Annotated in this window: 14 protein-coding genes, 1 tRNA gene and 1 pseudogene; 10 read left to right on the top strand and 6 right to left on the bottom strand. The window is 73.4% G+C overall.

What is annotated here, in order from left to right; all coding sequences use genetic code 11:
- Positions 1-28: 28 nt before the first annotated feature.
- A complete protein-coding gene (locus ACULK4_RS11880; RefSeq protein ID WP_445964619.1) occupies positions 29-1,051 on the bottom strand; it encodes an endonuclease/exonuclease/phosphatase family protein in 1,023 nt (340 codons plus the stop codon).
- 95 nt (positions 1,052-1,146) lie between these two features.
- On the opposite strand from ACULK4_RS11880, the gene ACULK4_RS11875 reads away from it, so the two are divergent.
- The gene (locus ACULK4_RS11875; RefSeq protein WP_445964618.1) at positions 1,147-2,037 is read left to right on the top strand and encodes a PHP domain-containing protein; all 891 of its coding nucleotides are present in this window, start codon (positions 1,147-1,149) and stop codon (positions 2,035-2,037) included.
- Between the two features lie 9 nt (positions 2,038-2,046).
- Here the strand turns inward: ACULK4_RS11875 and ACULK4_RS11870 are convergent, their stop codons facing one another.
- Positions 2,047-3,543, bottom strand: a complete 1,497-nt coding sequence (locus ACULK4_RS11870; RefSeq protein ID WP_445964617.1) for a DEAD/DEAH box helicase — start codon at positions 3,541-3,543, stop codon at positions 2,047-2,049.
- Positions 3,544-3,677: 134 nt separating this feature from the next.
- Here ACULK4_RS11870 and ACULK4_RS11865 point away from each other — a divergent pair, with 134 nt between their 5' ends.
- Positions 3,678-4,394 (top strand): ferritin-like fold-containing protein, encoded by a 717-nt coding sequence (locus tag ACULK4_RS11865; RefSeq protein ID WP_445964616.1) that lies wholly within the window; start codon positions 3,678-3,680, stop codon positions 4,392-4,394.
- 33 nt (positions 4,395-4,427) lie between these two features.
- On the opposite strand, the gene ACULK4_RS11860 is transcribed toward ACULK4_RS11865, so the two are convergent.
- Together ACULK4_RS11860 and ACULK4_RS11855 are read right to left on the bottom strand one after the other, a co-directional pair.
- Positions 4,428-4,733: a hypothetical protein gene (locus ACULK4_RS11860; RefSeq protein ID WP_445964615.1), complete on the bottom strand. Its 306-nt coding sequence runs from the start codon at positions 4,731-4,733 to the stop codon at positions 4,428-4,430.
- A complete protein-coding gene (locus tag ACULK4_RS11855) occupies positions 4,733-4,957 on the bottom strand; it encodes a DUF3107 domain-containing protein (RefSeq protein WP_445964614.1) in 225 nt (74 codons plus the stop codon). The genes ACULK4_RS11860 and ACULK4_RS11855 overlap by 1 nt, the downstream gene beginning before the upstream one ends.
- A 93-nt stretch (positions 4,958-5,050) precedes the next feature.
- Here ACULK4_RS11855 and ACULK4_RS11850 point away from each other — a divergent pair, with 93 nt between their 5' ends.
- The gene (locus ACULK4_RS11850) at positions 5,051-8,155 is read left to right on the top strand and encodes a PD-(D/E)XK nuclease family protein (RefSeq protein ID WP_445964613.1); all 3,105 of its coding nucleotides are present in this window, start codon (positions 5,051-5,053) and stop codon (positions 8,153-8,155) included.
- A complete protein-coding gene (locus tag ACULK4_RS11845; RefSeq protein WP_445964612.1) occupies positions 8,152-11,469 on the top strand; it encodes an ATP-dependent helicase in 3,318 nt (1,105 codons plus the stop codon). Before ACULK4_RS11850 ends, ACULK4_RS11845 begins: the two co-directional genes overlap by 4 nt.
- 515 nt (positions 11,470-11,984) lie before the next feature.
- Here the strand turns inward: ACULK4_RS11845 and ACULK4_RS11840 are convergent.
- Positions 11,985-12,698 (bottom strand): annotated as a pseudogene (locus ACULK4_RS11840) (phosphotransferase); the annotation flags it as partial.
- An 84-nt stretch (positions 12,699-12,782) separates the two neighbouring features.
- Between ACULK4_RS11840 and nudC the strand changes: the two are divergent.
- Entirely contained in the window at positions 12,783-13,814 is a 1,032-nt protein-coding gene (gene nudC, locus ACULK4_RS11835; RefSeq protein WP_445964611.1) for an NAD(+) diphosphatase, read from the top strand.
- On the top strand, positions 13,811-15,622 hold the full coding sequence (locus ACULK4_RS11830) for an ATP-dependent helicase (protein ID WP_445964719.1): 1,812 nt from the start codon (positions 13,811-13,813) through the stop codon (positions 15,620-15,622). Before nudC ends, ACULK4_RS11830 begins: the two co-directional genes overlap by 4 nt.
- 781 nt (positions 15,623-16,403) lie before the next feature.
- Here the strand turns inward: ACULK4_RS11830 and ACULK4_RS11825 are convergent.
- Positions 16,404-17,738: a zinc-dependent metalloprotease gene (locus tag ACULK4_RS11825; RefSeq protein ID WP_445964718.1), complete on the bottom strand. Its 1,335-nt coding sequence runs from the start codon at positions 17,736-17,738 to the stop codon at positions 16,404-16,406.
- A gap of 215 nt (positions 17,739-17,953) precedes the next feature.
- Here ACULK4_RS11825 and ACULK4_RS11820 point away from each other — a divergent pair, with 215 nt between their 5' ends.
- From ACULK4_RS11820 to ACULK4_RS11805, 4 genes are all read left to right on the top strand, one after another.
- A complete protein-coding gene (locus tag ACULK4_RS11820; protein WP_445964610.1) occupies positions 17,954-19,090 on the top strand; it encodes a YlbL family protein in 1,137 nt (378 codons plus the stop codon).
- 147 nt (positions 19,091-19,237) lie between these two features.
- On the top strand, positions 19,238-22,144 hold the full coding sequence (locus tag ACULK4_RS11815) for a UPF0182 family membrane protein (protein WP_445964609.1): 2,907 nt from the start codon (positions 19,238-19,240) through the stop codon (positions 22,142-22,144).
- Positions 22,141-23,010, top strand: a complete 870-nt coding sequence (locus ACULK4_RS11810) for a class I SAM-dependent methyltransferase (RefSeq protein ID WP_445964608.1) — start codon at positions 22,141-22,143, stop codon at positions 23,008-23,010. Before ACULK4_RS11815 ends, ACULK4_RS11810 begins: the two co-directional genes overlap by 4 nt.
- A gap of 93 nt (positions 23,011-23,103) precedes the next feature.
- Positions 23,104-23,180 (top strand) — tRNA-Met (locus tag ACULK4_RS11805).
- Positions 23,181-23,183 lie beyond the last annotated feature (3 nt).

Here is a 23,183-nt window from a genome sequence, read left to right as displayed (position 1 = left end):
CGTCCATTCTCGCACCGCGCCCCGACGCTCAGCTGCGGACCAGGGTGGCCACGACCGGCCGGTGATCGCTGCCCGCGTCATCGTGGCCCTCGACCACGCGGAACGACTCGACCGACCAGCCGGGCGTCGCCAGGACGTGGTCGATCGGGCTGCCGAGGAGCGGCGGGACCCCGGTCGGCCAGGTGCCGAGGCCGCCGGCGCCGCCCGCCGCCGCGGCATCCGCGCACCGGCCCAGGTCGCCGCCGTCGACGCCGCGGCCGGCGAAGTGGTCGAGCGTCGCGTTGAAGTCCCCCGCCATGATCACGTCGTCGCCCGCGCACTGCTCGGCGAGCCAGTCGAGGTCGCTGCGCCAGTTGCGCAGCTCCCATCGGATCGGCGCGACGGCGTGCACCGCGACGATGCGCGGACCGGCGCCCGAGACCGGTTCGGCGACCACGCTCGGCAGCGTGTTGGTGTTCCCCGGCGGGCCCGGCGCCTGGGGGTTCACCACGGCGTAGTCGCCGAGGTCGGGGGTGATGAGGATCGTCGTCGACCGTGCCTTCGCCACGTCGTCGAACGCCTGCGTGTGCACCCACATCGGGCTGCCGCCCTCCCGCATCGCGATCGCGACCTGCTCGCCGAGCGGGGCCGTCGTCTCGGGCAGCACGACCACGTCGGCACCCGCCGACAGCGCGAGGTCGGCGATCGTGGCCGCGTCCGGCACCTCGCCGAGCGTGTTCCACGACAGCACGGTGACCGAATCGGATGCCGCGGCGGCGGGCGCACCGCCCATCCCGACGCCGCGCACGGCCAGCACGCCCACGTTCCCGATCGCGAAGAGCATGAGGATCGCCGCCATGGCAGCGCCGAAGCGGCGCGCCGACCGGCCGAGTGCGAGCACGACGAAGATCACGGATGCCACGGCCGCGCACAACGCCGCGGCGCCGCGCAGGGCGACGACGTGCGCGGCGATCCACTGGTTCTGGAGGCCGAACGCCTGCGGCCACAGCAGCACGACGGCGAGGGCGGCGGTGCCGAGCAGGAACGCCCAGCCGAGGGTGCGGGGGAGCATCGTTCTCCAGCGTAGGCCAGCGACCGGAGCGGCAGGCGCGTGCGAGCCGCATGTCGGCTGGGAGTCGCCGGGGAACGCGCGCCTACGATGGGGGGATGGCTCACGACCCCGTCGCCGTCCGGGCCGACCTGCACACGCACTCGACGGTCTCCGACGGCACCGACTCCCCGGCGGAACTGGTCGCCGCCGTGGCACGGGCGGGACTCGAGGCGTTCGCGATCACCGACCACGACTCCACCGCCGGGTGGGCGGCGGCGGGCGCGGCCGCGGAGCAGCACGGCATCGTGATGATCCCGGGCATCGAGCTGTCCACCCGGATCCAGTTCGCGAGCGTGCACGTCCTGGGATACCTGGTCGACCCGCGCGACGAGGGCCTCGTGGCCGAGACCGCGCGGATCCGCGAGTCGCGCGTGACCCGGGCCGAGCGGATCGTCGAGCGCATCGCGGCCGACTACGACCTCACCTGGGACGACGTGCTCGCCCAGACGGTCGACGGCACGACGATCGGCCGTCCCCACATCGCCGACGCGCTCGTCGCGCGCGGCCACGCCGCGACCCGGTCCGACGCGTTCGCGGGCATCCTGCACTGGCGCTCGGGGTATGCGCAGCCGCACTACGCGCCCGACCCGATGACCGGCATCCGGCTCATCCGTTCCGCGGGCGGCGTGCCCGTGCTCGCGCACCCCGGCACGCGCGGCGCCGAGGACGTCCTGCCGGAAGCGCGGATCCGCCAGCTCGTGGACGCCGGCCTGTTCGGCCTGGAGATCGACCATCCCGAGAACACGGAGGCCGCGAAGCCGCGCCTGCGAGCGCTCGCGCGCCGCTACGGCCTCGCCGTCACCGGGTCGAGCGACTACCACGGGCTCGGCAAGCCGAACCGGCTGGGGGAGTACACGACCGAGCCGGAGGTCGTCGAGCGGATCGTCTCGGAGGGGACGGGGTCGTCGCCCGTCGTTCCGCGCGCGGGGGAACGCGCGGCACGCTGACGCGGCCGGTCAGGCCTGGGCGGCCGGCGCGGCCGTGCCGCCGCCGGAACGGCCGCCGCGACGACGACGCCGGCGCGGGGCGGGCTTGCCGTCGTGGTGCTCGTGGCCCTTGCCGTCGTGGGTGCCGGCGCCGGGCTCCTTCACGTCGGCGGGCGCACCGCCGTCTGCAGCGGGCGACGCCGAAGCGTCATCGCCGTCGGGCCGGCCACCGCGGGTGCGGCGACGCGAGCGCGACCGTGCGGGCCGGGACGCGTCATCCGCTGCCGCCTCGCCCTCACGACGGCCCGCGGTGCTCGAGCGAGTCGGCGGCGCGGTCGGTGCGGGCTTGAGCCGCCCCTTCGTGCCCTCGGGGATGTCGAGGTCGGTGTAGAGGTGCGGGCTCGACGAGTACGTCTCGGTGGGCTCGGGCTGGCCGAACTCGAGCGCGCGGTTGATGAGGGCCCACTTGTGCAGGTCGTCCCAGTCGACGAACGTCACCGCGATGCCGGTCTTGCCCGCACGGCCCGTGCGGCCGACGCGGTGCAGGTACGCCTTCTCGTCGTCGGGGATCGTGTGGTTGATCACGTGCGTGACGTCGAGGACGTCGATGCCGCGGGCCGCGACGTCCGTGGCGATCAGCACGTCCTTCTTGCCGGCCTTGAACGCGGCCATCGCGCGCTCGCGCTGGTCCTGGTTGAGGTCGCCGTGAACGGCGGCCGCGTTGAAGCCGCGGTCGTTCAGCTCTTCGACGAGCTTCGCCGCCGCGCGCTTCGTGCGCGTGAAGATGACGGTCTTCCCGCGGCCGTCGGCCTGGAGGATGCGGGCGATCACCTCGTCCTTGTCGAGGGAGTGCGCGCGGTAGACGAGGTGCTTGATGTTCGCCTGCGTGAGGCCCTCGTCGGGGTCGGTCGCGCGGATGTGGATGGGGCGCACCATGAAGCGGCGGGCGAGCGCCACGATCGGGCCCGGCATGGTCGCCGAGAACAGCATGGTGTGACGGTTCGCGGGCGTCTGCGAGAACAGCTTCTCGATGTCGGCGAGGAAGCCGAGGTCGAGCATCTTGTCGGCCTCGTCGAGCACCATCTCGCTGACGTTCTTGAGCGACAGCAGGCGCTGGCTGGCGAGGTCGAGGAGGCGGCCGGGCGTGCCGACGACGATCTGCGCGCCGGCCTTCAGCTGCTCGATCTGGCCCTCGTAGGCCTTGCCGCCGTAGATCGACACGATCTTGGTGGGGCGGTTGGATGCCGCGAGCTCGAGGTCTTCGGTGACCTGCACGCACAGTTCGCGCGTGGGCACGACGATGAGGGCCTTCACGCCGCCCTCGGGGTCGTCGCCGAGGCGCTGGATGAGCGGCAGGCCGAACCCGAAGGTCTTGCCGGTGCCGGTCTTCGCCTGGCCGATGATGTCCTGGCCGGAGAGGGCCAGCGGGATGGTCTGCTCCTGGATCGGGAAGGCATCGATGATGCCCTTCCCGGCGAGGGCCTCGACGATGTCGGGCACGATGCCGAGTTCGGTGAACGTGGTCAAGTGTCTGCCTGTCGGTGATGCGGAATGAGAGGTGCGCCCTGTTCCGATCCCAGGCGCACGGCCGCGGTTCCATCGCCCGCGTGCAGGGACAGCCTATCCGAGGCGGCTGTGAGCGCCCGGATATGCTGTCCGACATGGTGAACCGGTCACGAGCGCGGATGCCGCGCCCCGACGCTCCACGGCTGCGGCCCAGGGTCGTGGCCACCGACCTCACCCGCATCGACTTCACCGAGATCGTCCCAGAGCCGGTCGCCTTCCTCGGCCAGGCCGCCTACATCCAGCTCGAGTTCTTCGAGAGCCTCGCGAAGGCCGTCGCGACCGCGCCGGACCTCGCCGCCAAGGAGGGCCTGAGCGCCGCGGCCGGCGTCGCACTGCGCAAGCACCACGACCTCATCGCCGAGCTGCGCCGCCTCGGGGCCGAGCCGGCAGAGGTCATGGCGCCGTTCGCGCCCGCCACCGACCGATTCCGCCAGGCCACGTCGGGCGCCGACTGGTACGAGCTGCTGCTCGGCATCCACATCACCTCGGGCATGCTCGACGACTACTTCGCCCAGCTCTCCGAGGGGCTTCCGGCCGAGTTGGGCGCCCGCGTGCGCGGCATCCTGGGCGAACGCGGCGCGAGCGAGGTGATCGAGCGCGAGCTCGCCGCGGCGATCGCCGCGCAGCCCACGCTCGACGACCGGCTCGCGCTGTGGGGGCGCAGCCTCGTCGGCGACACCCTGCTGATCGCGCACTCCGCCATCCGGGCCGCCGAGTCGAGCGGCACCCTGGGCAGCGATGTCGAGCCCGTGTTCACCGAGCTCATCGCCGCGCACACGCGCCGGATGGACGCGCTCGGGCTCACCGCCTGACGGAAGCGAGCGTTCCGCCGTCCGCGTAGGCGGTCAGCTTCGCGCGACGCCGACCTTCGCGAGATGCGCGAACAGCTCGGCGTCGAGGCGCTCGCGGCGCGGGCCGAGGTACATCGCGACGCCGACCGACGCGAGCGCCGCCGCGACGAGCGCGATCACCCAGATCCAACCGCCGTCCCAGGCGAGGCCGACCCAGGTGAGCGCGACCCAGGCCACGGCCGCGGCGGCGGCGCCCACGGCCGGCACGACGACCACGCCGTGCATCCCGCGCCGCGGGATCGTGTAGCGGGCCGCGAGGCCGAGCAGCGCGCCGCCGAGGGTGACGAACAGCAGTTCCATCAGCCGACGAACCCGATCCGGCGAGCCTCTTCGGTGCCGATCTCGACGTACGCGAGGGCGGCGGCGGGCACCACGTAGACGGCGCCCTTGGAGTCGGTGAGGCGCAGCACCGGCGACTGCCCGGTGAGTGCGGCGGAGACGGCCTGCTCGACCTCCTCCGCCGTCTGCGAGGTCTCGAAGCCGAGCTCGCGGGGGGAGTTCTGGATGCCGATGCGAAGGTCCACGGTGCGCCTTTCTGTCGTTGACAGCACACTACGACACGCGCGGTGCGGGCCCGGACCGTTTCACTGTCGGCGGACACGGATACCGTTGGCCGCATGCAGCCCGTCGCCGCCCCCGCAGCCTCCGCGATCGACCTCGTCGGGCCCGGGCATGCGGCGGTGTTCGGCGCCCCCGGCAGCGGCAAGACGACGCTCGCCGTCGAGCTCGTCGCCGAGCACGTCGCCCTCGGCATGAGGCCGTCCGAGGTGCTCGTGCTCGCGGCGACCCGGCGCACTGCGGCGACGCTGCGCGACGCGCTGGCGATCCGCCTCGGCGTCCCCACCCGGGGCGCCCTCGCGCGCACGGCGAGCGCCCTTGCGTACGACCTGGTGCGGGCGCGCAGCGGCCGCCGGGTGACGCTGCTGACAGGGGCGGAGCACGACCAGGTGATCGGCGAGCTGCTCGAGGCGCAGGCGCTCGACGGCGGCGGCCCCGAGTGGCCCGACGGATTGTCGGCCGAGGTGCGGGCGCTGCGGGGCTTCCGTTCCGAGTTGCGCGACCTGCTCATGCGCGCGGTCGAGCAGGGCCTCGACCCGGCGGGGCTCGATCGGCTCGGCGAGCGCGCCGGTCGCCCGGAGTGGCGCGCGGCGGCGCGGTTCCTCGCCGAGTACGTCGACGTCAAGGAGCAGTTGCGCCCGACCCAGTTCGACTCGGCCGAGCTCGGTGCGTACGCCGCCGCGGTGGTGCGCCGCAGCCTCGTCGACCCGGCCGACGCCGCCGCGCTCGGCGACCTCGCGGCGCTCAGGCTCATCGTGGTCGACGACGCGCAGGAGTCGACGGAGGCCACCGCCGCGCTGCTCGCGGCATTCGCCGGGCGCGGCGTCCGGATCGTCGCACTCGGCGACCCCGACGTCGCGAGCAACGGGTTCCGCGGTGGCCGGGCCGACCTGCTGGGCTCGCTCGGGTCCGTGCTCGGCGCCGCCGGCGTACGTCGCGTGGTGCTCCCCGAGGTGCACCGCGGCAGGCCGGAGCACCGCGAGCTCCTCGGAGCGGTCACCGCGCACGTCGGTGCGGCTCTCGGCGGGAGCCAGCGCGGCGCGCCCCTCGCGTCCCCCGGCGGGGAGGCCGCACCGACGAGCGACCCGCTCGACCCGGTCGTCGGCATCGAGGGCTCCTCGTCCGCCGCGGAGGGGGCGCAGGTCGCCGCGCTGCTGCGCGAGCGGCACCTGCTCGACGGCATCCCCTGGTCGTCCATGGCGGTGGTGCTGCGTTCGGGCGCCGAGCTCCCGGGCTTCGCGCGGGCGCTCGCCGGATCCGACGTGCCGGTGTCCGGCCGGCACGCCCGATCGGCGCTGCGCGACGCACCCGGTGCGGCGCCGCTGATCGCCGCGGTCGCCTGCGTGCTCGGGATCGCCCCGCTCACGCCCGAGTCGGCCACCGCACTGCTCACCGGGCCGCTCGGCCGCCTCGACCGCGTCGGGCTGCGGCGGCTCCGGCTCGCGCTGCGCCACGAGGAACTCGCGGGCGGGGGCGTCCGGAGCGCCGACGAGCTGCTCGTCGAGGCGCTCGGCGCCGCGGGCGGGTTCGCCACGATCGACGCGCCCTCCGGTCGGCGCGCCGCACGCCTCGCGAGACTGCTCGACGCGGCACGCCGCACCGCAGCCCGAGGCGCCACCGTCGAGGAACTGCTGTGGCTCCTCTGGCACGACAGCGGACTCGAGGGCGAGTGGGCGGCGCAGGCCGACGGGTCGGGCGTGCTCGCCGACGAGGCCGACCGCTCGATCGACGGCGTCGTCGCGCTGTTCGCCGCGGCGCGCCGCTTCGTCGAGCGGGAGCCGGGCGCACCCGCCCGCCGGTTCGTCGACGAACTCCTCCAGAACGCACTGCCCGAGGACTCCCTCGCACCCGAACGCGGTGACGACGCGGTCGTGCTCGCCACGCCGCCGGCGCTCATCGGCCGCGAGTTCGACGTGGTCGTCGTCGCCGGCCTGCAGGACGGCGTCTGGCCGAACCTCCGTCCGCGTGGCACGCTGCTGCACGCCGGGGCGCTCGGTCCTGCTGCCGCAGCCGTCCGAGCCGGCGCGCCGGTGCCCGAGCCCGACCCGCCCGCGGCCGTGCGGGCGGCGGTGCGCGCCGACGAGCTGCGACTGTTCGCGCTCGCCGTGTCCCGGGCGCGCCGCCAGGTGGTGCTCTCATGCACCGCGAACGACGACGAGCAGCCGTCGGTGCTCATGGGTCTCGCGGCCGACCTTCGTGCGCCGAGGCGGCGCCGCCCGCTTCATCTCCGCGGCATGGTGGGCGCCCTGCGGCGCGACGCCGCGGGCGGCGACCGCGAGGCCGCCGCCGCGATCGCCCTGCTCGCCGAGCACGGCGTGCCGGGTGCGCATCCCGACGACTGGTACGGGCTCGCCGAGCCGTCGACGGTGGCCCCCCTGGTCGACCTCGACGGCGATCCCGACGCGCTCGTGCCGGTGTCACCGTCGCAGATCGATCGCGTCGAGGAATCCCCGCTCGGCTGGTTCGTCGACCACGTCGCCGCACCGCCGTCCGGACTCGCCGCGTCCATCGGCACGATCGTGCACGCGGTGGTCGAAGAGGCGGCAGCGGGCGGCGACCTCGACGTCGAGTCGCTGTGGGCCTCGGTGGAGCGCAGATGGCGCGATCTGCACTTCGAGGCCGGGTGGGTGGCCGAGCGCGAGCGGCGCGGCGCGCGTCGGATGACCGAGGGTGCGGCGGACTACCTGCGAAACGCCGACGACGACGGGGTGGTGGTCCTCGGCGCGGAGGGCCGGTTCACGTTGGTGAGCGGGCGCGTGCGAATCACCGGCAGCATCGATCGCGTCGAGTCGTCACCCGACGGCACGACCGTCATCGTCGACATCAAGACCGGTCGCACGCCGCCGACCGCAGCGAAGACGGCGGACCACCCGCAACTCGCGGCCTACCAGCTCGCCGCTCGCGCCGGTGTCCTGCCGAACGCGGGGCGGCTGGGCGGTGCGAAGCTCGTCTACGTCGCCCGCCCGGTCGGAGGGCGGCTCTACACCGAGCGTGCGCAGCAGCCGTTCGACGACGACGCGGAATCGGCATTCCGGCGCCGGCTCGACGAGGTCGCGAGGCTCATGGCCGCCTCGTCGTTCGAGTCGCCCGTCGAGTTCGCCCACGGGTCGCGGTTCGGCGACTGGCAGTACCGCGTCCACCTCGTTCCGGCGGTGTGCGCATGAGCGCCGTCCGCCTGGGTGCCGATGAGATCGCCCTGCGTCTCGGACTGCACCAGCCGACGCCGGAGCAGCGCGCCGTGATCGAGGCCGACCCGCGGGGCCGGAGCATCGTCGTGGCGGGCGCCGGCAGCGGCAAGACCGAGACCATGGCGAACCGGGTCGTGTGGCTCCTGGCCAACGGGCACGCCGACGTCCCCGAGGTGCTCGGACTCACGTTCACGCGCAAGGCCGCCGGCGAGCTCGCCGAGCGCATCCGCGAGCGGATCGACCAACTCGTCGGCGAGGGGCTGGCCGAGGTGCGGATCGACCCGCTCGAGTCGGCGGCGGTCGGCACGTACAACGCGTTCGCCGGGGCGATCTACCGGGAGCACGCGCTGCGCATCGGGCGGGAGCCCGACGCCGCGGTCCTCGGCGAGGCCGCGGCGTGGCAGCTCGCGAGGAGCATCGTCGCCGCGTCCGCCGACCCGCGCCTGGTCGAGATCGACGCGTCCCTCGATCGGGTGACGGGGGCGGTGCTCACGCTGAGCCGCGCCCTCGCCGAGAACGTGGCCGACAGCCGCGACGTCCGGGCGTTCGCGCGGGACTTCCTCGCCATGTCCGACCTGCCGATCGAGGCGCCGCGCAAGCGGACCCCTTTCGACAGCTTCGTCTCTGCGCTGGGCGTCGTCGATGCGCTGCCGCCCCTGCTCGACCTCGCCGACGCCTACGCCGGCGCCAAGCGCGAACGCGGCTACATCGAGTTCTCCGACCAGGTGGCGCTCGCGCTCGAGATCTGCACGTCCCACCCCGACGTGGTCGTCGAGCACCGCGAGCGGTACGCGTCGGTCCTCCTCGACGAGTACCAGGACACGAGCGTGGTGCAGACCCGACTGCTCGCGACGCTCTTCCGCGACCACCCGGTGATGGCGGTCGGCGACCCCGACCAGTCGATCTACGGCTGGCGCGGGGCGAGCGCGGCGAACCTCGCCCGCTTCGGCCGCGACTTCGCGTCCGACGGCGCAGCCGACGCCTACGACCTCTCGACGAGCTGGCGCAACCCGGTCGTCGTCCTCGACGCGGCCAATGCGCTCATCGCCCCGCTCGACGGCGGCATCCCGAAGGCGCCCCTGCGCCCGTCGCCCTTCGCCGGGGCCGGCCGCGTCGACGTGTCATGGTCCGAGACCATCGACGACGAGGCCGAGGACGTGGCCGAGTGGCTCGCCGACCGGATCAGGCCGGGCGGCAGGACCGCGGCGCTGCTCTGCCGCACGTTCGCCCACGTCGACCTCTTCGCCACCGCGCTTCGCGCCCGTGGCGTGCCCGTGCACGTGCTCGGAGTCGCCGGACTGCTCGACCAGCCGGTCATCGCCGACCTCGTCTGCGCGCTGCGCGTGGTGCACGATCCGACCGCGGGATCCGAGCTGCTCCGTCTGCTCGGCGGCGCACGGTGGCGCATCGGCAGTGCAGATCTGGCCGCACTCGGCTCGCTCGCACGGTGGCTCGCCGAGCGCGATCTCGCGACGCGCCGGCTCGCCGACGACGTTCGACAGGGCATCCGCGGCTCGATCGCGCCCGACGAGTCTCCCTCCATCGTCGACGCGCTCGACTTCGTCCTCACCGCCCCCGACGACCATCGGGCCCTGTCGTCGATCACGCCCGAGGGCCTCGGCAGGATGCGGCGCGCGGGTGCGCAGCTGCAGGCCCTCCGCCGCCGAGCGGGCCTCGGGCTCGTCGACTTCGTGACGCTGGTGCAGCAGGAGCTCCTGCTCGACGTCGAGGTCGCTGCCAACCCCTCGCAGCCCCTCGGCTCGGCGAGCCTCGAGGCGTTCGACGACCTCGTGTCGGGCTTCGTCGACACCGCCGAGCACGCGACGCTGGGCGCGTTCCTCGGATGGCTGACCGAGGCCGAGCAGCGCGACCGGCTGAGCCCGCGCCAGGACGAGCCCGAGCCCGGCGCCGTGCAGGTGCTGTCGATCCACGGGTCGAAGGGACTCGAGTGGGACGTGGTCGCGATCCCGAGGATGGTCGACGACGAGCTGCCCTCCAAGGCGCGCAGCGCCAAGGGATGGCTCACCTTCGGGGCCCTGCCCGACGAGTTCCGGGGCGACCGCGACGAGATCCCCGAACTCATGTGGCGCGGCGTGCAGAGCCAGGCCGAGTTCGACGAGGCGGTGCGGGCATATGCGGCCGAGAACCGTGAGCGGCACGCCGAGGAGGAGCGACGGCTGGCCTACGTCGGCGTGACGAGGGCTCGGTCCGAGCTGCTGCTGTCCGGGTCGTGGTGGGCGTCGCAGAAGTCCCCGAGGTCGCCCAGCGTGTTCCTGCGCGAGCTGGCGCAGTTCGGCGCGATCGACGCCGCGGCGCTTCCGGGGGCGCCCGAGCACGACGAGAACCCGCGCGCGGCCGAGGCATCCCGCGTGCTCTGGCCCCTCGACCCGCTCGGCGGGCGACGCGCGTCGGTCGAACGCGCCGCCGAGCTGGTCCGCGAGGCGGCCGCACGGCCGTCGGGTGCCGGCATCGGGCCCCAGCTGGCGGATGAGCTGCGGATGCTGCTGGAGGAGCGCCGCCGCCGCTCGGAGCCGCGCCGCGGCGGTGCGGTTCCCGTGCGCGTGCCGGCCTCCCGCTTCAAGGACTACGTCGACGACCGCGCCGCGGTCACCGCCGAGCTCGCGCGCCCGATGCCGCAGCGTCCGTACCGGGCGACGCGGATCGGCACGCTCTTCCACTCGTGGGTCGAGCAGCGCGCGCTCGGCGACGGCGTCGCGGCCGCCGCCGAGCGGGGTGACGACCTCGACACGCTCGACGTCGACCTCGATTTCGACCCCTCCGACGACGAGGTCGCAGACCCCACCGAGGCGCGGCTCGCCGACCTCCGCGAGACCTTCGCCGCCTCCGAGTGGGGCGACCGCCGACCCGAGGCGGTCGAGCTCGAGCTGCACCTGCCACTCGATGGTCACGTCTTCGTGTGCAAGCTCGACGCCGTGTACGAGGTCGAACCGGGGTCGGAGCTCGGCGCACGCGGCATCCGGCACCAGGTGGTCGACTGGAAGACCGGTGCCGCGCCGCGCGACGCCCGCGAACTCGAACTGCGGCAGACCCAGCTCGCGCTCTACCGGCTCGCGTACTCGCGCTGGTCGGGCGTGCCCGCCGAGCAGATCGACGCCGTCTTCTACTACGTCGAGGACGACCTCGTGCTGCGACCCGACGTGCTCTACGACGAGGAGGCGTTGCGGCGCGCCTGGGCGTCCGTGTCCTCGCGCGGCGATGGTGCGTCGCCGGTCGAGTCGGTGCCGGACGTGGTTCCGCGGGAGGTCCGGTCGGCGGTCGCCGATGCCTGACCGGCAGGTCCGTCCCGCTCGGCGGTTCCGGTGGGCTCCGCAGCGGGAGCCGCATCTCCCCAGTCGCTGAGGTCGAGCGGAATGGGCGCGGTCTCGTCCAACGGAGGCCGCGCCTCGTTGCGGTCCGACTCCCGGTTGCCGGCCCGGACGTCGCCCGGACTCTCGAGATGGCGACGGAACTCCTCGACGTCGTAGCTGTCCGTGAGCATGCCCGAGCCGGGCTCGCGCGCCGCGGCATCGCGCGGCGTGGTCTCGAGCATGCGCTCGACGTCGGTCACGGCCATCACCGGACCCGTCTCGGTCGTGAGCGGCTCGGACGAGTGGTCGTGCACGCGCGCCACGAGCCCGTCGAGCAGGCCGACGGCGTCGTCGATGACCGCGGCGTCGTGCGTCTCGACACCGTGCAGCAGCCAACGCGCGAGTTCGAGCTCGCCGTACAGCAGGGCGCGCCGGGCGAGTTCGGCGTCGGCGTCGCCCGCGCGGGCTGCCACGTACGCGGCGAGGGTCTCCTCCGCGGCGGCGCCCGTCGCCGTCAGCACCCAGTGGAGGTCGCGCGCGGGGTCGTCCTGCGCGAGTCCCGACCAGCCGATCACTCCCGTCACCCGGTCGCCGTCCACGAGGAAGGAGTCGGCACCGAGCTGCCCGTTCACCACGGTCGGCGCGAACCGCCAGAGCGTGTCGTCGTCCGTGGCCTCCTCCCACCGGCGAACGAGCGCCGCAGGGAGTCGCCCGGTGTCGGCCGCCCGGTCGATGACCTCGACCGCCGCCTCGCGCGCCTGCTCGGCGCTGCGCCGCGGCAGGCCGGCGTCGCCGATGAACGCGGCGGGCAGCGCGTGGACGGCCGCGATGGCTCGCCCGACCTCGCCCGCGAGGGCCGGGCCCGCGGTGAGCTGGTCGGCCGACCGCACGTCGCCGGGGATGAACTCGGTGACGATCGCACGTGTCGGTCCGATCGGCGCCTGGCCCACGAACTCGGGCACGGCGAACGGCAGGCGCGAGCGGATGCCGGCGGAGAGGGCTCGCATCCCCACGAGGTCGGCGGACTGCTCGGCCTCGGCCGTCTGCGACCGCGGCACGCGGATCAGCAGCCTTCTGCCGTCGGTCGAATGGAGCTCGACGGCATCGAACGACCCCGACGTCCCGCGGGTGTGCGCCCGGGCCGCCCGCACCTCGAGTCCGGCCACCGCGGCCGTGGCCAACGCGGCTAGAGTGAGTGGGGGTCTGGCCATGGCACACAGCCTAAGCAGGTGTTCCCGCCTGCCCGGCGACCGCCACGCCTTCCCGACGACTCCGGCCGAAAGCGAGAGGTGACCGTGCCCGAACCCGAGTCGCGCGCGCAGCCCCTCCCTGACGCCGCAGCACCCCGTCCGGTCGAGGCGCCGCTGGCCGTCGCGGCGCCTCCGCTGGCACGGGAGCACCTCGACCGCGATGCCGAGCACCGCACCGACCCGGGCCGCGAGGCGGCCTTCGACGACGACGTCGACGCGCGCGTGATGGTCGTCCGGGACGGTCGGGTGCTCGTGGCCGACGGCTCGACGGCGCTCGAGCTGCGGCATCCGTCGACGTTGCCGGGGCCGTCGCTTCGCATGTACCTGGGCCGCACGCTCGATGCGTCGACGGATGCCGCGGGGGCGACGCTGCCCGCCGGCAGCCCCCTCGAGGCGTGGGTGCTCGGCGACGCCGACGTCGAGGCCCTCGCCGGCGACGCCGATCGGTGGCGCGGGCTCCGGGCGGTGGCGACCGTGCTGGACGATCGTGACGCCGGCCTCGCGATGGAGGCGGTCGCGCTGGCCAACTGGCACGCCACGCACGCGTTCTGCCCGGCGTGCGGCAGCGCGACCGAGGTCGTGAGCGCCGGGTGGGCGCGTCGCTGCCTCAGCGAGGACCGCATGCGGTTCCCGCGCACGGACCCGGCGGTGATCGTGCTCGTGACCGACGACGACGACCGGGTGCTGCTCGGCTCGAACGCGATGTGGGAGCAGGACCGCTTCTCGGTGCTCGCGGGCTTCGTCGAGCCGGGGGAGTCGCTCGAGGCGGCCGTCGTGCGCGAGATCGCCGAGGAGACGGGGCTCGCCGTCGACCGCGTGGAGTACCTCGGATCGCAGCCGTGGCCGTTCCCCGCGAGCCTCATGCTGGCGTTCCGTGCGCGCGTCGTCGACGGTGCGCCGGTCGCCCCGGTGCCCGATGGCGAGGAGATCGTCGAGCTGCGCTGGTTCGACCGCGCCGAGCTGCGCGGCGCGCTCGGCAGCGTCGCACTGCCCGGAGAGACGTCGATCGCCCGGTGGATGCTCGAGCACTGGTACGGCGGGCCGCTCGAGTCGTCGCTGCCCTGGTCGACGTCATGACGGTCGGCGATCCGCTCCTCGCCGCACTCGACGACGAGCAGCGCGTCGCGGCAGAGGCGCTCGTCGGCCCGGTGTGCGTGCTCGCGGGCGCCGGCACCGGGAAGACCCGGGCGATCACGCACCGGATCGCCTACGGCGTGGCATCCGGCGCCTACGACCCTGCCCGGGTCATGGCGCTCACCTTCACCAGCCGCGCGGCCGCCGAGCTGCGCACCAGGCTGCGCGCGCTCGGAGCCGGCGGCGTGCCGGCGCGCACGTTCCACGCGGCCGCGCTCGCGCAGCTCAACCACTTCTGGCCGATCGTCGCAGGGGGCCCGGCGCCGCGCGTGCTCGAGTACAAGGGCCGCCTGCTGGGGCTCGCCGCCGAGCGGTGCCGGCTCCGGGTCGACACGGCCACGCTGCGCGACGTGGCCGCGGAGATCGAGTGGCGCAAGGTGAGCGTGCTCGGCATGGACGAGTACCGTGCGCGGCTCGCATCGCGGGGTGCGCCCGGCTCGCTCGACGCCGACCAGTTCCTCGAGCTCGTCGCCGCGTACGAGCAGCTGAAGGACGAGCGACGTTCGATGGACTTCGAGGACGTGCTGCTCGCGACGGCCGGCATGATCGAGACCGAGCCGGCCGTGGCGATGCAGGTGCGCGAGGGGTACCGGCACTTCGTGGTCGACGAGTACCAGGACGTCTCGCCTGCGCAGCAGCACCTGCTCGACCTCTGGCTCGGCGACCGGCGCGACGTGTGCGTGGTCGGCGACGCGAGCCAGACGATCTACTCCTTCGCGGGCGCCTCGGCCGAGTACCTGCTCGGCTTCGAGCGGCGGTATCCGGATGCGACGGTCGTGCGGCTCGAACGCAACTACCGTTCCACGCCCGAGATCATCGAGGTCGCGAACCGGCTCGTCCGCGGGCGACCGGGTGCGCTGCGGCTCACGGCTGCGGCACCCGATGCGGGGGATCCTGCGATCGGCGGGACGGCCGCGACGCGGGCCGCGGCCACGTCGCAGCGGGCGGTGCCGCACGGCGCACCCCCCGCGATCGTCGCCTACCCCGACGAGCTCACCGAGGCGCGCGGCACCGCGACCCGCATCCGCGAGCGCATCGACGCCGGGATCCCGGCGGAGTCGATCGCGGTGCTGATGCGCGTGAACTCGCAGTCGGCGCTGCTCGAGCAGTCGCTCGCCGAGGTGGGCGTGTCGACGCGCGTGCGCGGCGCGCAGCGGTTCTTCGACCAGCCGGAGGTCAAGCAGGCCGTGCACGCGATCCGCGCGCAGGCGCTCGCAGCGACCGGCGAGCCGTTGTTCAAGACGGTCAGCGACGCGCTGCGGTCGCTGGGTTGGTCGGTGGAGCCGCCGGACGGCCCGGGCGCCGTGCGGTCGCGGTGGGAGTCGCTGAACGCGCTCGCCCGCCTCGTCGACGACGTGCCGGCCGGCACCACGCTTCGCGCCTTCGCGGACGACCTGTCGGCGCGTGCCGAGGCGCAGAACGAGCCCGCGATCGCGGCGGTCACGCTCGCCACCCTGCACTCGGCGAAGGGCCTGGAGTGGGACGAGGTGCACCTCGTGGGCCTCACCGAGGGCATGCTGCCGATCGCCTACGCGACGGGGCTCGAGGCGATCGACGAGGAGCGCCGTCTGCTGTACGTCGGGATCACGCGGGCACGGCGTCGGCTGACGCTGAGCTGGTCGGCGCGCTCCGGCGCGCATCGGGGCGAGCGCGAACCGTCGCGCTTCCTCCGGGAGCTCGACATCCGCACTCCGGGTGCGGCACGACCGGCCGAGGAGCGCGCCGCGGGTCGCGTGCCGTCTCGTCGCTGACGAGCACCGCCGCGCCGTCGAGCCGTGTGCGGCCCTCGCGCGCGAGGTCGTCGACGACGGATGCCGCGAGCGCGAGCGCCTCGTGCTCCACGCGCGGTGCGCGCGGCGGCGGGGCGGCGACCGCGAGTTGCGCCGCGACCGCCGGCCACGCGGGATCCGCGTCGCGCCGGGCCAGGTGCAGGCACCGCAGGCACGGCCCGGCACCGGGTCGCACGAACGGGCCGACCTCCGCGCCGCGCTCGTCGAGCACGACTGCGAGGTGCGGCACGTCGGCGGCGAGCCAGGGCAGGTGCGCCGCGGGCGGCACGACGCGCGAGGCGATGAGCACGACCGCGTCGACGGCGCCGGCGGGTGCGCCGGCGGCGTGGACGGCGCGGTGGCCGAGTCGGGACAGCAGCCATGCGAGCGCGGCGACGTGGTCGGCGTCGCCGTCGAGCGCGATCGTCGCCGCGGGCTCCGTGACCGTGGATGGCGCCTCGGGGAGCAGCGTGGGCGCGAGACGCTCGAGCAGGTCGGCGATCTCGTCCGGGCGGCCGTCGAGTGCCGTGCCGATGGCCGACAGCGTCTCGCGGCTCGCGCCGGCGGCGAGGGCGGTGAGCAGGCCGGTCTCGAACGGACGCGGGTCGACGAGCACCGCGACCGGGTGCACCCCGCCGAGCTGCAGCTGGTCGGGGGAGCGCCAGACCAGGGGGAGAGCGGGGTCGAGTCGGGGCGTCATGCCGGAAGCATGCCCGACGCGGGGTGACGGGGTCGGCGGCCGTCCACAGGGCCGCTCGGCGGGTCAGCCGGAGGCGTCCCGATCGTCGCCCGGCTCGGGCTCGTCGGCGCCGGGCGCGGCCTCGCCGCGCAGCAGCGCCTCGAGCGCCTCGTCGAACTCGGCGTCGGCCTCGCCCGCGGCCTGCCCGCCCGCGGCGAGACGCGCGGCGAGTGGTGCCGGATCGTCGAGGTCGGCTGCCGTGGGCAGGAGGTCGGGGTGCGCCCACAGGGCGTCGCGCGCGGCGATGCCCACGGCGTCGGTCACGGCCCTCCACATCGCCGCGGCGTCGCGGAGCCGGCGCGGGCGCAGCTCGAGTCCGACGAGCGTCGCGAGGGCCGACTCGGCCGGGCCGCCGGTCGCCCGCCGGCGACGGATGGTCTCGGCGACGGCGTCGGACTTCGGCAGTCGCTCCGTGGCGTCCGCCGTCACCACGTCGACCCAGCCCTCGACGAGCGCCAGCATGGTCTCGAGGCGCTCGAGCGCGGCCTCCTGCTCGGGGCTCTTCGGGCGCAGCAGGGCGCCGTTGGCGACGGCATCGCGCAGCTCGTCGGTGTTGGACGGATCGAAGCCCTCGGCGAGGGCCTCGAGCCGCTCGACGTCGACGTCGATCCCGCGTGCGAACGCGGTGATGGCCGTGATGAGGTGCAACCGCAGCCAGCGGGCGTGCCGGAACAGCCGAGCGTGCGCGAGCTCGCGCACCGCGAGGTAGAGCTCGACCTGGTCGTCGGGGATGTCGAGGCCGGAGCCGAACTCGGCGACGTTCTGCGGCAGCAGCGCGGCGCGGCCGTCCTCCATGAGCGGGATGCCGACGTCGCCGCCCGAGACGACCTCGGTCGACAGCTGCCCCACGACCTGGCCGAGCTGCATCGCGAACATCGCGCCGCCGATGCCGCGCATCATGCGGCTCGCGCCCTGCACCATCTCGCGCATCTCTTCCGGAGCCTGCTCGGACATGACCCGGGTCAGCGAGTCGGCGATGCTGAGCGCGACCGGCTCGGCGAGCTGCGACCAGATCGGCAGCGTCGCGGCCGCCCACGCGCGGCGGGTGAGCAGTTCGGGCGGGGAGGGGAGCGCGGAGACTGCGACCACCTCGTCGAGCCACAGGGCGGCGACCTGCGCAGCACGGTCGAGCCGCTCGGCGTCGGCCGGGTCGACCTGCCGCTGGTCGGAGGACGCGCGCTGCTCGGCCTGGCGGAGCGCGAGCGACCAGTCGATGCCCTCGTCGTCGGACCGCTGCATGGCCTGCTGGAGCTGGCTGAAGATCGCCGCGAGGCTCGCCGGGTCGCTCGGCAGGCCCGCGGCGTTCGCGAGCTTCGACGGGTCGATGCCGCCGGACCCGGACAGCAGTTCGCGCAGCATGTCGCGGAACTCGTCCTCCGGGTTGCGGTCGGGCTGGTCGTCGCGTTCGGCCACGGGGGCCACCTCCCTCGCTCGACCTCCAACGCTACCGCCGCGCCCGGGCTTCCTCCCCGGGAATTGGCCTAGGCTGACGTCCCGGGTGTCCGCCCGTCGCGAACAGCGCCGCTCCAGCCGGCGCAGGGCGGTTCCGCGGCGCCCGGGAAGGAAGTCGGGGCATGGTGCTGTTCGGAGCGGGGACGGATGCCGCGGTGTCGGGCGATCGCGACGCGCCCGTCGGCCCCGTGCGCCCGAGCCGGCGCGAGCGGATCGGCTGGGCGGCGATCGCCGTCGCCGTCGTGCTCGGGCTGCTCATCGCGCTGCTGCCGTCCCCCTACGTGATCCAGCAGCCGGGACCGGTCTTCGACACGCTCGGCAGCGTCGAGTCCGACGGCGAGGAGATCCCGCTCATCTCCATCCCCGACGAGGAGACCTTCCCGACTGAGGGATCGCTCGACCTGCTCACGTCGTCGGCCGTCGGGCGGCCGGGACGGACCCCGGGCTGGCTGGATGTCACGGTGGCGTGGTTCGATCCCCGCCGCGCGGTCGTCCCCGTCGAGGCGGTGTTCCCCCCGCAGCTCAGCGAGGAGGACCGCGTCGCGCAGAACGAGGCGCAGATGGTCGACTCGCAGCAGGACGCCATCGCGGCGGCGCTCGTCGAGCTCGGCTACGACTTCCCGCGGGAGGTCGTCGTGCAGGGCGTCGGCGACGACCTGCCCGCCGAGGGGATCCTCGAGGACGGCGACGTGATCGCCGCCGTCGACGGCCGGCCCGTCGCCTCGGTCGACGAGCTCCGCTCCGCGGTCGCCGAGCACGGCACCGAGACGCCCGCACTGCTCGACGTCGTGCGCGACGGCGAGACGATCGCGCTCGAGGTCACTCCCGTCGAGCGCGGCGGGCAGACGGTCCTCGGCATCGGGGTGCGGATGCGCTACGAGTTCCCGATCGACGTCGAGATCCGACTCGACGACGTCGGAGGTCCGAGCGCGGGCATGATGTTCGCACTCGGCATCGTCGACAAGCTCACGCCGGGCGCGATGACCGGCGGCGAGATCGTGGCGGGCACCGGCACGATCGACTCCGACGGCGCGGTCGGTGCCATCGGCAGCATCCGCCAGAAGCTGTGGGGTGCCGTCGAGAACGGAGCCGACTGGTTCCTCGCGCCGGAGTCCAACTGCGACGAGGTGGTCGGGAACGTGCCCGACGGACTCGAGGTGTTCGCCGTGGCGACGCTCGACGAGGCCCGCGAGGTCGTCGAGACCGTCGGCGAGGGCGGCGACACGTCGTCGTTCGCCCGCTGCGAGGCCGCGGGCTGAACCGGTACCGGTTCGTTATCCGCGGCCGCCCGCAGGGCCCCTGCCACCAGCCCTTTCCAAGACTGCCCGCCATAGGATGGGTATTCGATCCCGTCCCGACCCGAATGAGGCCGAGAAGTGTCCACAGCACAGCCGCAGGAACCGAGGATGCCGCGCCGACGCGCGCCGATCGCGATCACGCTCGGAATCGTCGGAGCGCTCGTCGTCGCCTTCTTCGTCTTCGCCGGCATCTACGCCGACGTGATGTGGTACGACCAGCTCGGCTTCGTCGAGGTGCTGTACACCGAGTGGATCGCACGCATCGTGCTGTTCCTCATCGGCTTCGTCGCCATGGCCGTGCCGGTCTGGATCTCGATCCAGATCGCCTACCGCACGCGCCCCGTCTACGCGAAGCTCAACTCGCAGCTCGATCGCTACCAGGAGGTGTTCGAGCCGCTCCGCCGCCTCGCCATGTTCGGCGTCCCCATCGTGCTCGGCATCTTCGCGGGCGTCTCGACCGCGAGCCGCTGGGACTCCGTCCTCGCCTGGCTGAACCGCACCCCGTTCGGCACGGCCGACCCGCAGTTCGGGCTCGACATCGGGTTCTACGTCTTCGAGCTGCCGTTCTACCGTTCGATCGTCGGGTTCGCGTCGGCGGTCGTGCTGCTCTCGGGCCTGCTCGTCATCGCGACGAACTACCTCTACGGCGCGATCCGCGTCAGCGGCCGCGAGGTCGTCATCTCGAAGGCCGCGCGCATCCAGATCGCCATCACCGCCGGCGTCTACCTGCTGCTCCAGGCCGTGAGCATCTGGCTCGACCAGTACGCCACGGTGACCGAGGTGGGCTCGCTCATCACGGGCGCCTCGTACACCGATGTGAACGCGACCATCCCGGGCCGTCAGATTCTCGCCGTCATCGCGGCCGCGGTGGCCATCCTGTTCCTCATCACGGCGATCCTCGGCCGGTGGCGCCTGCCCCTCGTCGGTGCCGTGCTGCTCGTCGTGTCGAGCCTGCTCATCGGCTCGCTCTACCCGTGGGTCGTGCAGCGCTTCCAGGTCGATCCGAGCGCTCGATCCCTCGAGGCGCCGTACATCCAACGGAACATCGACCTCACGCGCGACGCGTTCGGCGTCTCCGAGATCGAGGAGATCCCGTACGAGGCGAAGACCGATGCCGAGCCGGGTGCGCTCCGCGCCGACGCCGAGACCACGGCGAGCATCCGCCTGATGGATCCCGCCATCATCAGCCCGGCGTTCCGCCAGCTCGAGCAGTTCCGCCAGTACTACCAGTTCCCCGAGCAGCTCGACGTCGACCGCTACGAGCTCGACGGCGAGTCGCAGGACACGATCGTCGCCATCCGCGACCTCAACCTCGAGGGCCTCGGCGACGCGCAGACCTGGTTCAACACCCACCTCGTGTACACGCACGGCTACGGGCTCGTCGCCGCGGCCGGCAACCAGCGCTCCAGCGACGGCCAGCCGGTGTTCCTGCAGTCCGGGATCCCGTCGACGGGCACGCTGCCCGAGTTCGAGCCGCGCGTCTACTTCGGCGAGAACTCGCCCGAGTACTCGATCGTCGGCGCCCCGGAGGGCGCGCGCGAGATCGAGCTCGACTTCCCGGCCGGCGGCGACGGCGAGCCGCAGCAGACCACGTTCGAGGGCGACGGCGGGCCCCAGCTCGACAACGTCTTCACGAAGCTGGTCTACGCGCTCAAGTTCCAGTCCGAGCAGATCTTCCTCTCCGACCAGGTCAACAACGAGTCGCAGATCCTGTACGACCGCAGCCCGATCGAGCGCGTGCAGAAGGTCGCCCCCTACCTCACGCTCGACACCGACACCTACCCGACCGTCGTCGACGGTCGCATCGTCTGGATCGTCGACGGCTACACGCTCACCGACCAGTACCCCTACTCGAACAAGGTCAGCTACAGCGAGGCCATCTCCGACAGCGACACGGTCGCCTCGCCGCTCGCGTTCGACGAGGTGAACTACGTGCGCAACTCGGTCAAGGCCACGGTGGACGCGTACGACGGCAGCGTCACGCTCTACGCCTGGGACGAGGATGACCCCATCCTCGAGACCTGGAACAAGGTCTTCCCGAACAAGCTGCGCTCGATGAGCGAGATGTCCGGCGAGCTCATGAGCCACGTGCGCTATCCGGCCGACCTCTTCAAGATGCAGCGGGCCGTGCTCGGCCGGTACCACGTGACCGAGGCCGACGCGTTCTACTCCCGCGAGGACGCCTGGACGACCCCGCTCGACCCGACCCAGGGGCAAGGCAGCACGCTCCTGCAGCCGCCGTACTACCTCACCATGCAGATGCCGGGCCAGGACGAGCCCTCGTACTCGATCTACTCGACCTTCATCCCCGAGGCGAGAGGCCAGGCGAGCCGCAACGTGCTGCGCGGGTACCTCGCGGTGGACTCGGATGCCGGGTCCGAGGACGGCACGCGGGCCGAGGGCTATGGCACGCTGCGATTGCTGAACCTCCCGGAGGACGACAACGTCCCCGGTCCCGGACAGGTGCAGAACACGTTCAACAGCGACACCTCGATCTCGGCACAGTTGAACATCCTCCGTCAGGGCTCGTCCGACGTGATCAACGGCAACCTGCTGACGATCCCCGTCGGCGGCGGCCTGCTGTACGTGCAACCGGTCTATGTCCGCTCCACCGGTGAGACCAGCTATCCGGTGCTCCAGAAGGTGCTCGTCGCGTTCGGCGACGAGATCGCGTTCCAGGACACGCTCGACGAGGCGCTCAACGTGCTCTTCGGCGGCGACTCCGGCGCGGCCGCGGGTGACGAGGAGGTCGAGCCGACCGAGCCCGGCACCGAGGGCGAGGGCGAGGGCGACGGCACCGAGACCCCGGTCACGGCCGACACCGAGCTGCAGTCGCTGCTGAACCGTGCCCGCCAGGCGATCGAGGACAAGCAGGCCGCACTGCAGGCAGGTGACTGGGTCGAGTACGGCCGCGCCGACGCCGAGCTCGCGGAGATCGTCTCCGAGCTGATCGTGCTCGCGGGCGACGACACCGCCCAGGCGCCCGCGGAGGAACCGCCGTCGGACGACGAGTGAGCGTCGACCTCCGCTCCGGCGACTGGCTCGACGACAACCGCGCGAACTGGGACGAGCGCGTGCCCCTGCACGTGGCCTCGCCGTTCTACGACCGTGCGCGCCTCCGCGAGGGCGGCAGCGTGCTCGACCCGATCGCGCGCGCCGGCATCGAGCGGCTGTTCCCCGACGGCCTCGACGGCGTGCGTGTCCTGCACCTGCAGTGCCACTTCGGTTCCGACACGCTCTCGCTCGTGAACGCCGGCGCCACGGCGGTCGGCCTCGACTTCTCGGAGCCCGCGGTCGAGGAGGCCCGGCGGATGGCCGACGTTCTCGGCGTGGGCGACCGCGCCCGATTCGTGCAGGCCAACCTGTACGACGCGCGCCATGCGCTGCCTGAACCGGAGTCGTTCGACCTCGTCTTCACGACGTGGGGCACGATCGGCTGGCTTCCGGATGTCGCGGAGTGGGCGCGCATCATCGAGTGGTTCCTCGCACCGGGCGGCCGGCTGTTCTTCGCCGACGGTCACCCGGCCGCGTTCGTGTTCGACGGCGACGGCGGGCCCGGCGGGATGCCGCAGTTCACGTACCCGTACGTGCCCGACGGCCCGGACGTGATCGAGGACCCGAGCGACTACGCCGACGCCGACGCGCAGCTGCAGCACTCGAGGACGTGGGAGTGGATGCATCCGCTCGACGAGGTGTTCCGCGCCCTGCGCGACGCGGGCCTCCGGCTGGAGTCGTTCACCGAGCACTACGAGGTGCCGTGGCAGATCTTCCCGATCGCGGTGCCCAAGCGCGACGGCATGTACGGCTGGCCCGACCGTCGCTGGCTGCCGCTCTCGTACGAGCTCACCGCATCCGCGTCGGCCCGACCGGTGGTCGAGTAGGACGCGAAGCGCCCGTATCGAGGCCCCGACCCGCCCGGGACGCGGCCTCGATTCGACCTCGCTTCGACCCCGTGCTAGTGTTTTCTCTTGTGCCGCGGGGTGGAGCAGTTCGGTAGCTCGCTGGGCTCATAACCCAGAGGTCGTAGGTTCAAATCCTGCCCCCGCAACCAATC

The sequence above is a fragment of the Agromyces selenitireducens genome, from assembly GCF_052748465.2.
Note: the sequence above shows the minus strand (reverse complement) of the source record. Positions and strands in the feature narration are given on the sequence as shown.

Coding starts and splice junctions, on each gene's coding strand:
- ACULK4_RS11830 (WP_445964719.1), top strand. CDS start 13,811: ATGACGGTCGGCGATCCGCTCCTCGCCGCACTCGACGACGAGCAGCGC.
- ACULK4_RS11865 (WP_445964616.1), top strand. CDS start 3,678: ATGGTGAACCGGTCACGAGCGCGGATGCCGCGCCCCGACGCTCCACGG.
- ACULK4_RS11880 (WP_445964619.1), bottom strand. CDS start 1,051: ATGCTCCCCCGCACCCTCGGCTGGGCGTTCCTGCTCGGCACCGCCGCC.
- ACULK4_RS11860 (WP_445964615.1), bottom strand. CDS start 4,733: ATGGAACTGCTGTTCGTCACCCTCGGCGGCGCGCTGCTCGGCCTCGCG.
- ACULK4_RS11820 (WP_445964610.1), top strand. CDS start 17,954: ATGGTGCTGTTCGGAGCGGGGACGGATGCCGCGGTGTCGGGCGATCGC.
- ACULK4_RS11850 (WP_445964613.1), top strand. CDS start 5,051: ATGCAGCCCGTCGCCGCCCCCGCAGCCTCCGCGATCGACCTCGTCGGG.
- ACULK4_RS11875 (WP_445964618.1), top strand. CDS start 1,147: ATGGCTCACGACCCCGTCGCCGTCCGGGCCGACCTGCACACGCACTCG.
- ACULK4_RS11825 (WP_445964718.1), bottom strand. CDS start 17,738: ATGCTGCGCGAACTGCTGTCCGGGTCCGGCGGCATCGACCCGTCGAAG.
- ACULK4_RS11845 (WP_445964612.1), top strand. CDS start 8,152: ATGAGCGCCGTCCGCCTGGGTGCCGATGAGATCGCCCTGCGTCTCGGA.
- ACULK4_RS11815 (WP_445964609.1), top strand. CDS start 19,238: ATGCCGCGCCGACGCGCGCCGATCGCGATCACGCTCGGAATCGTCGGA.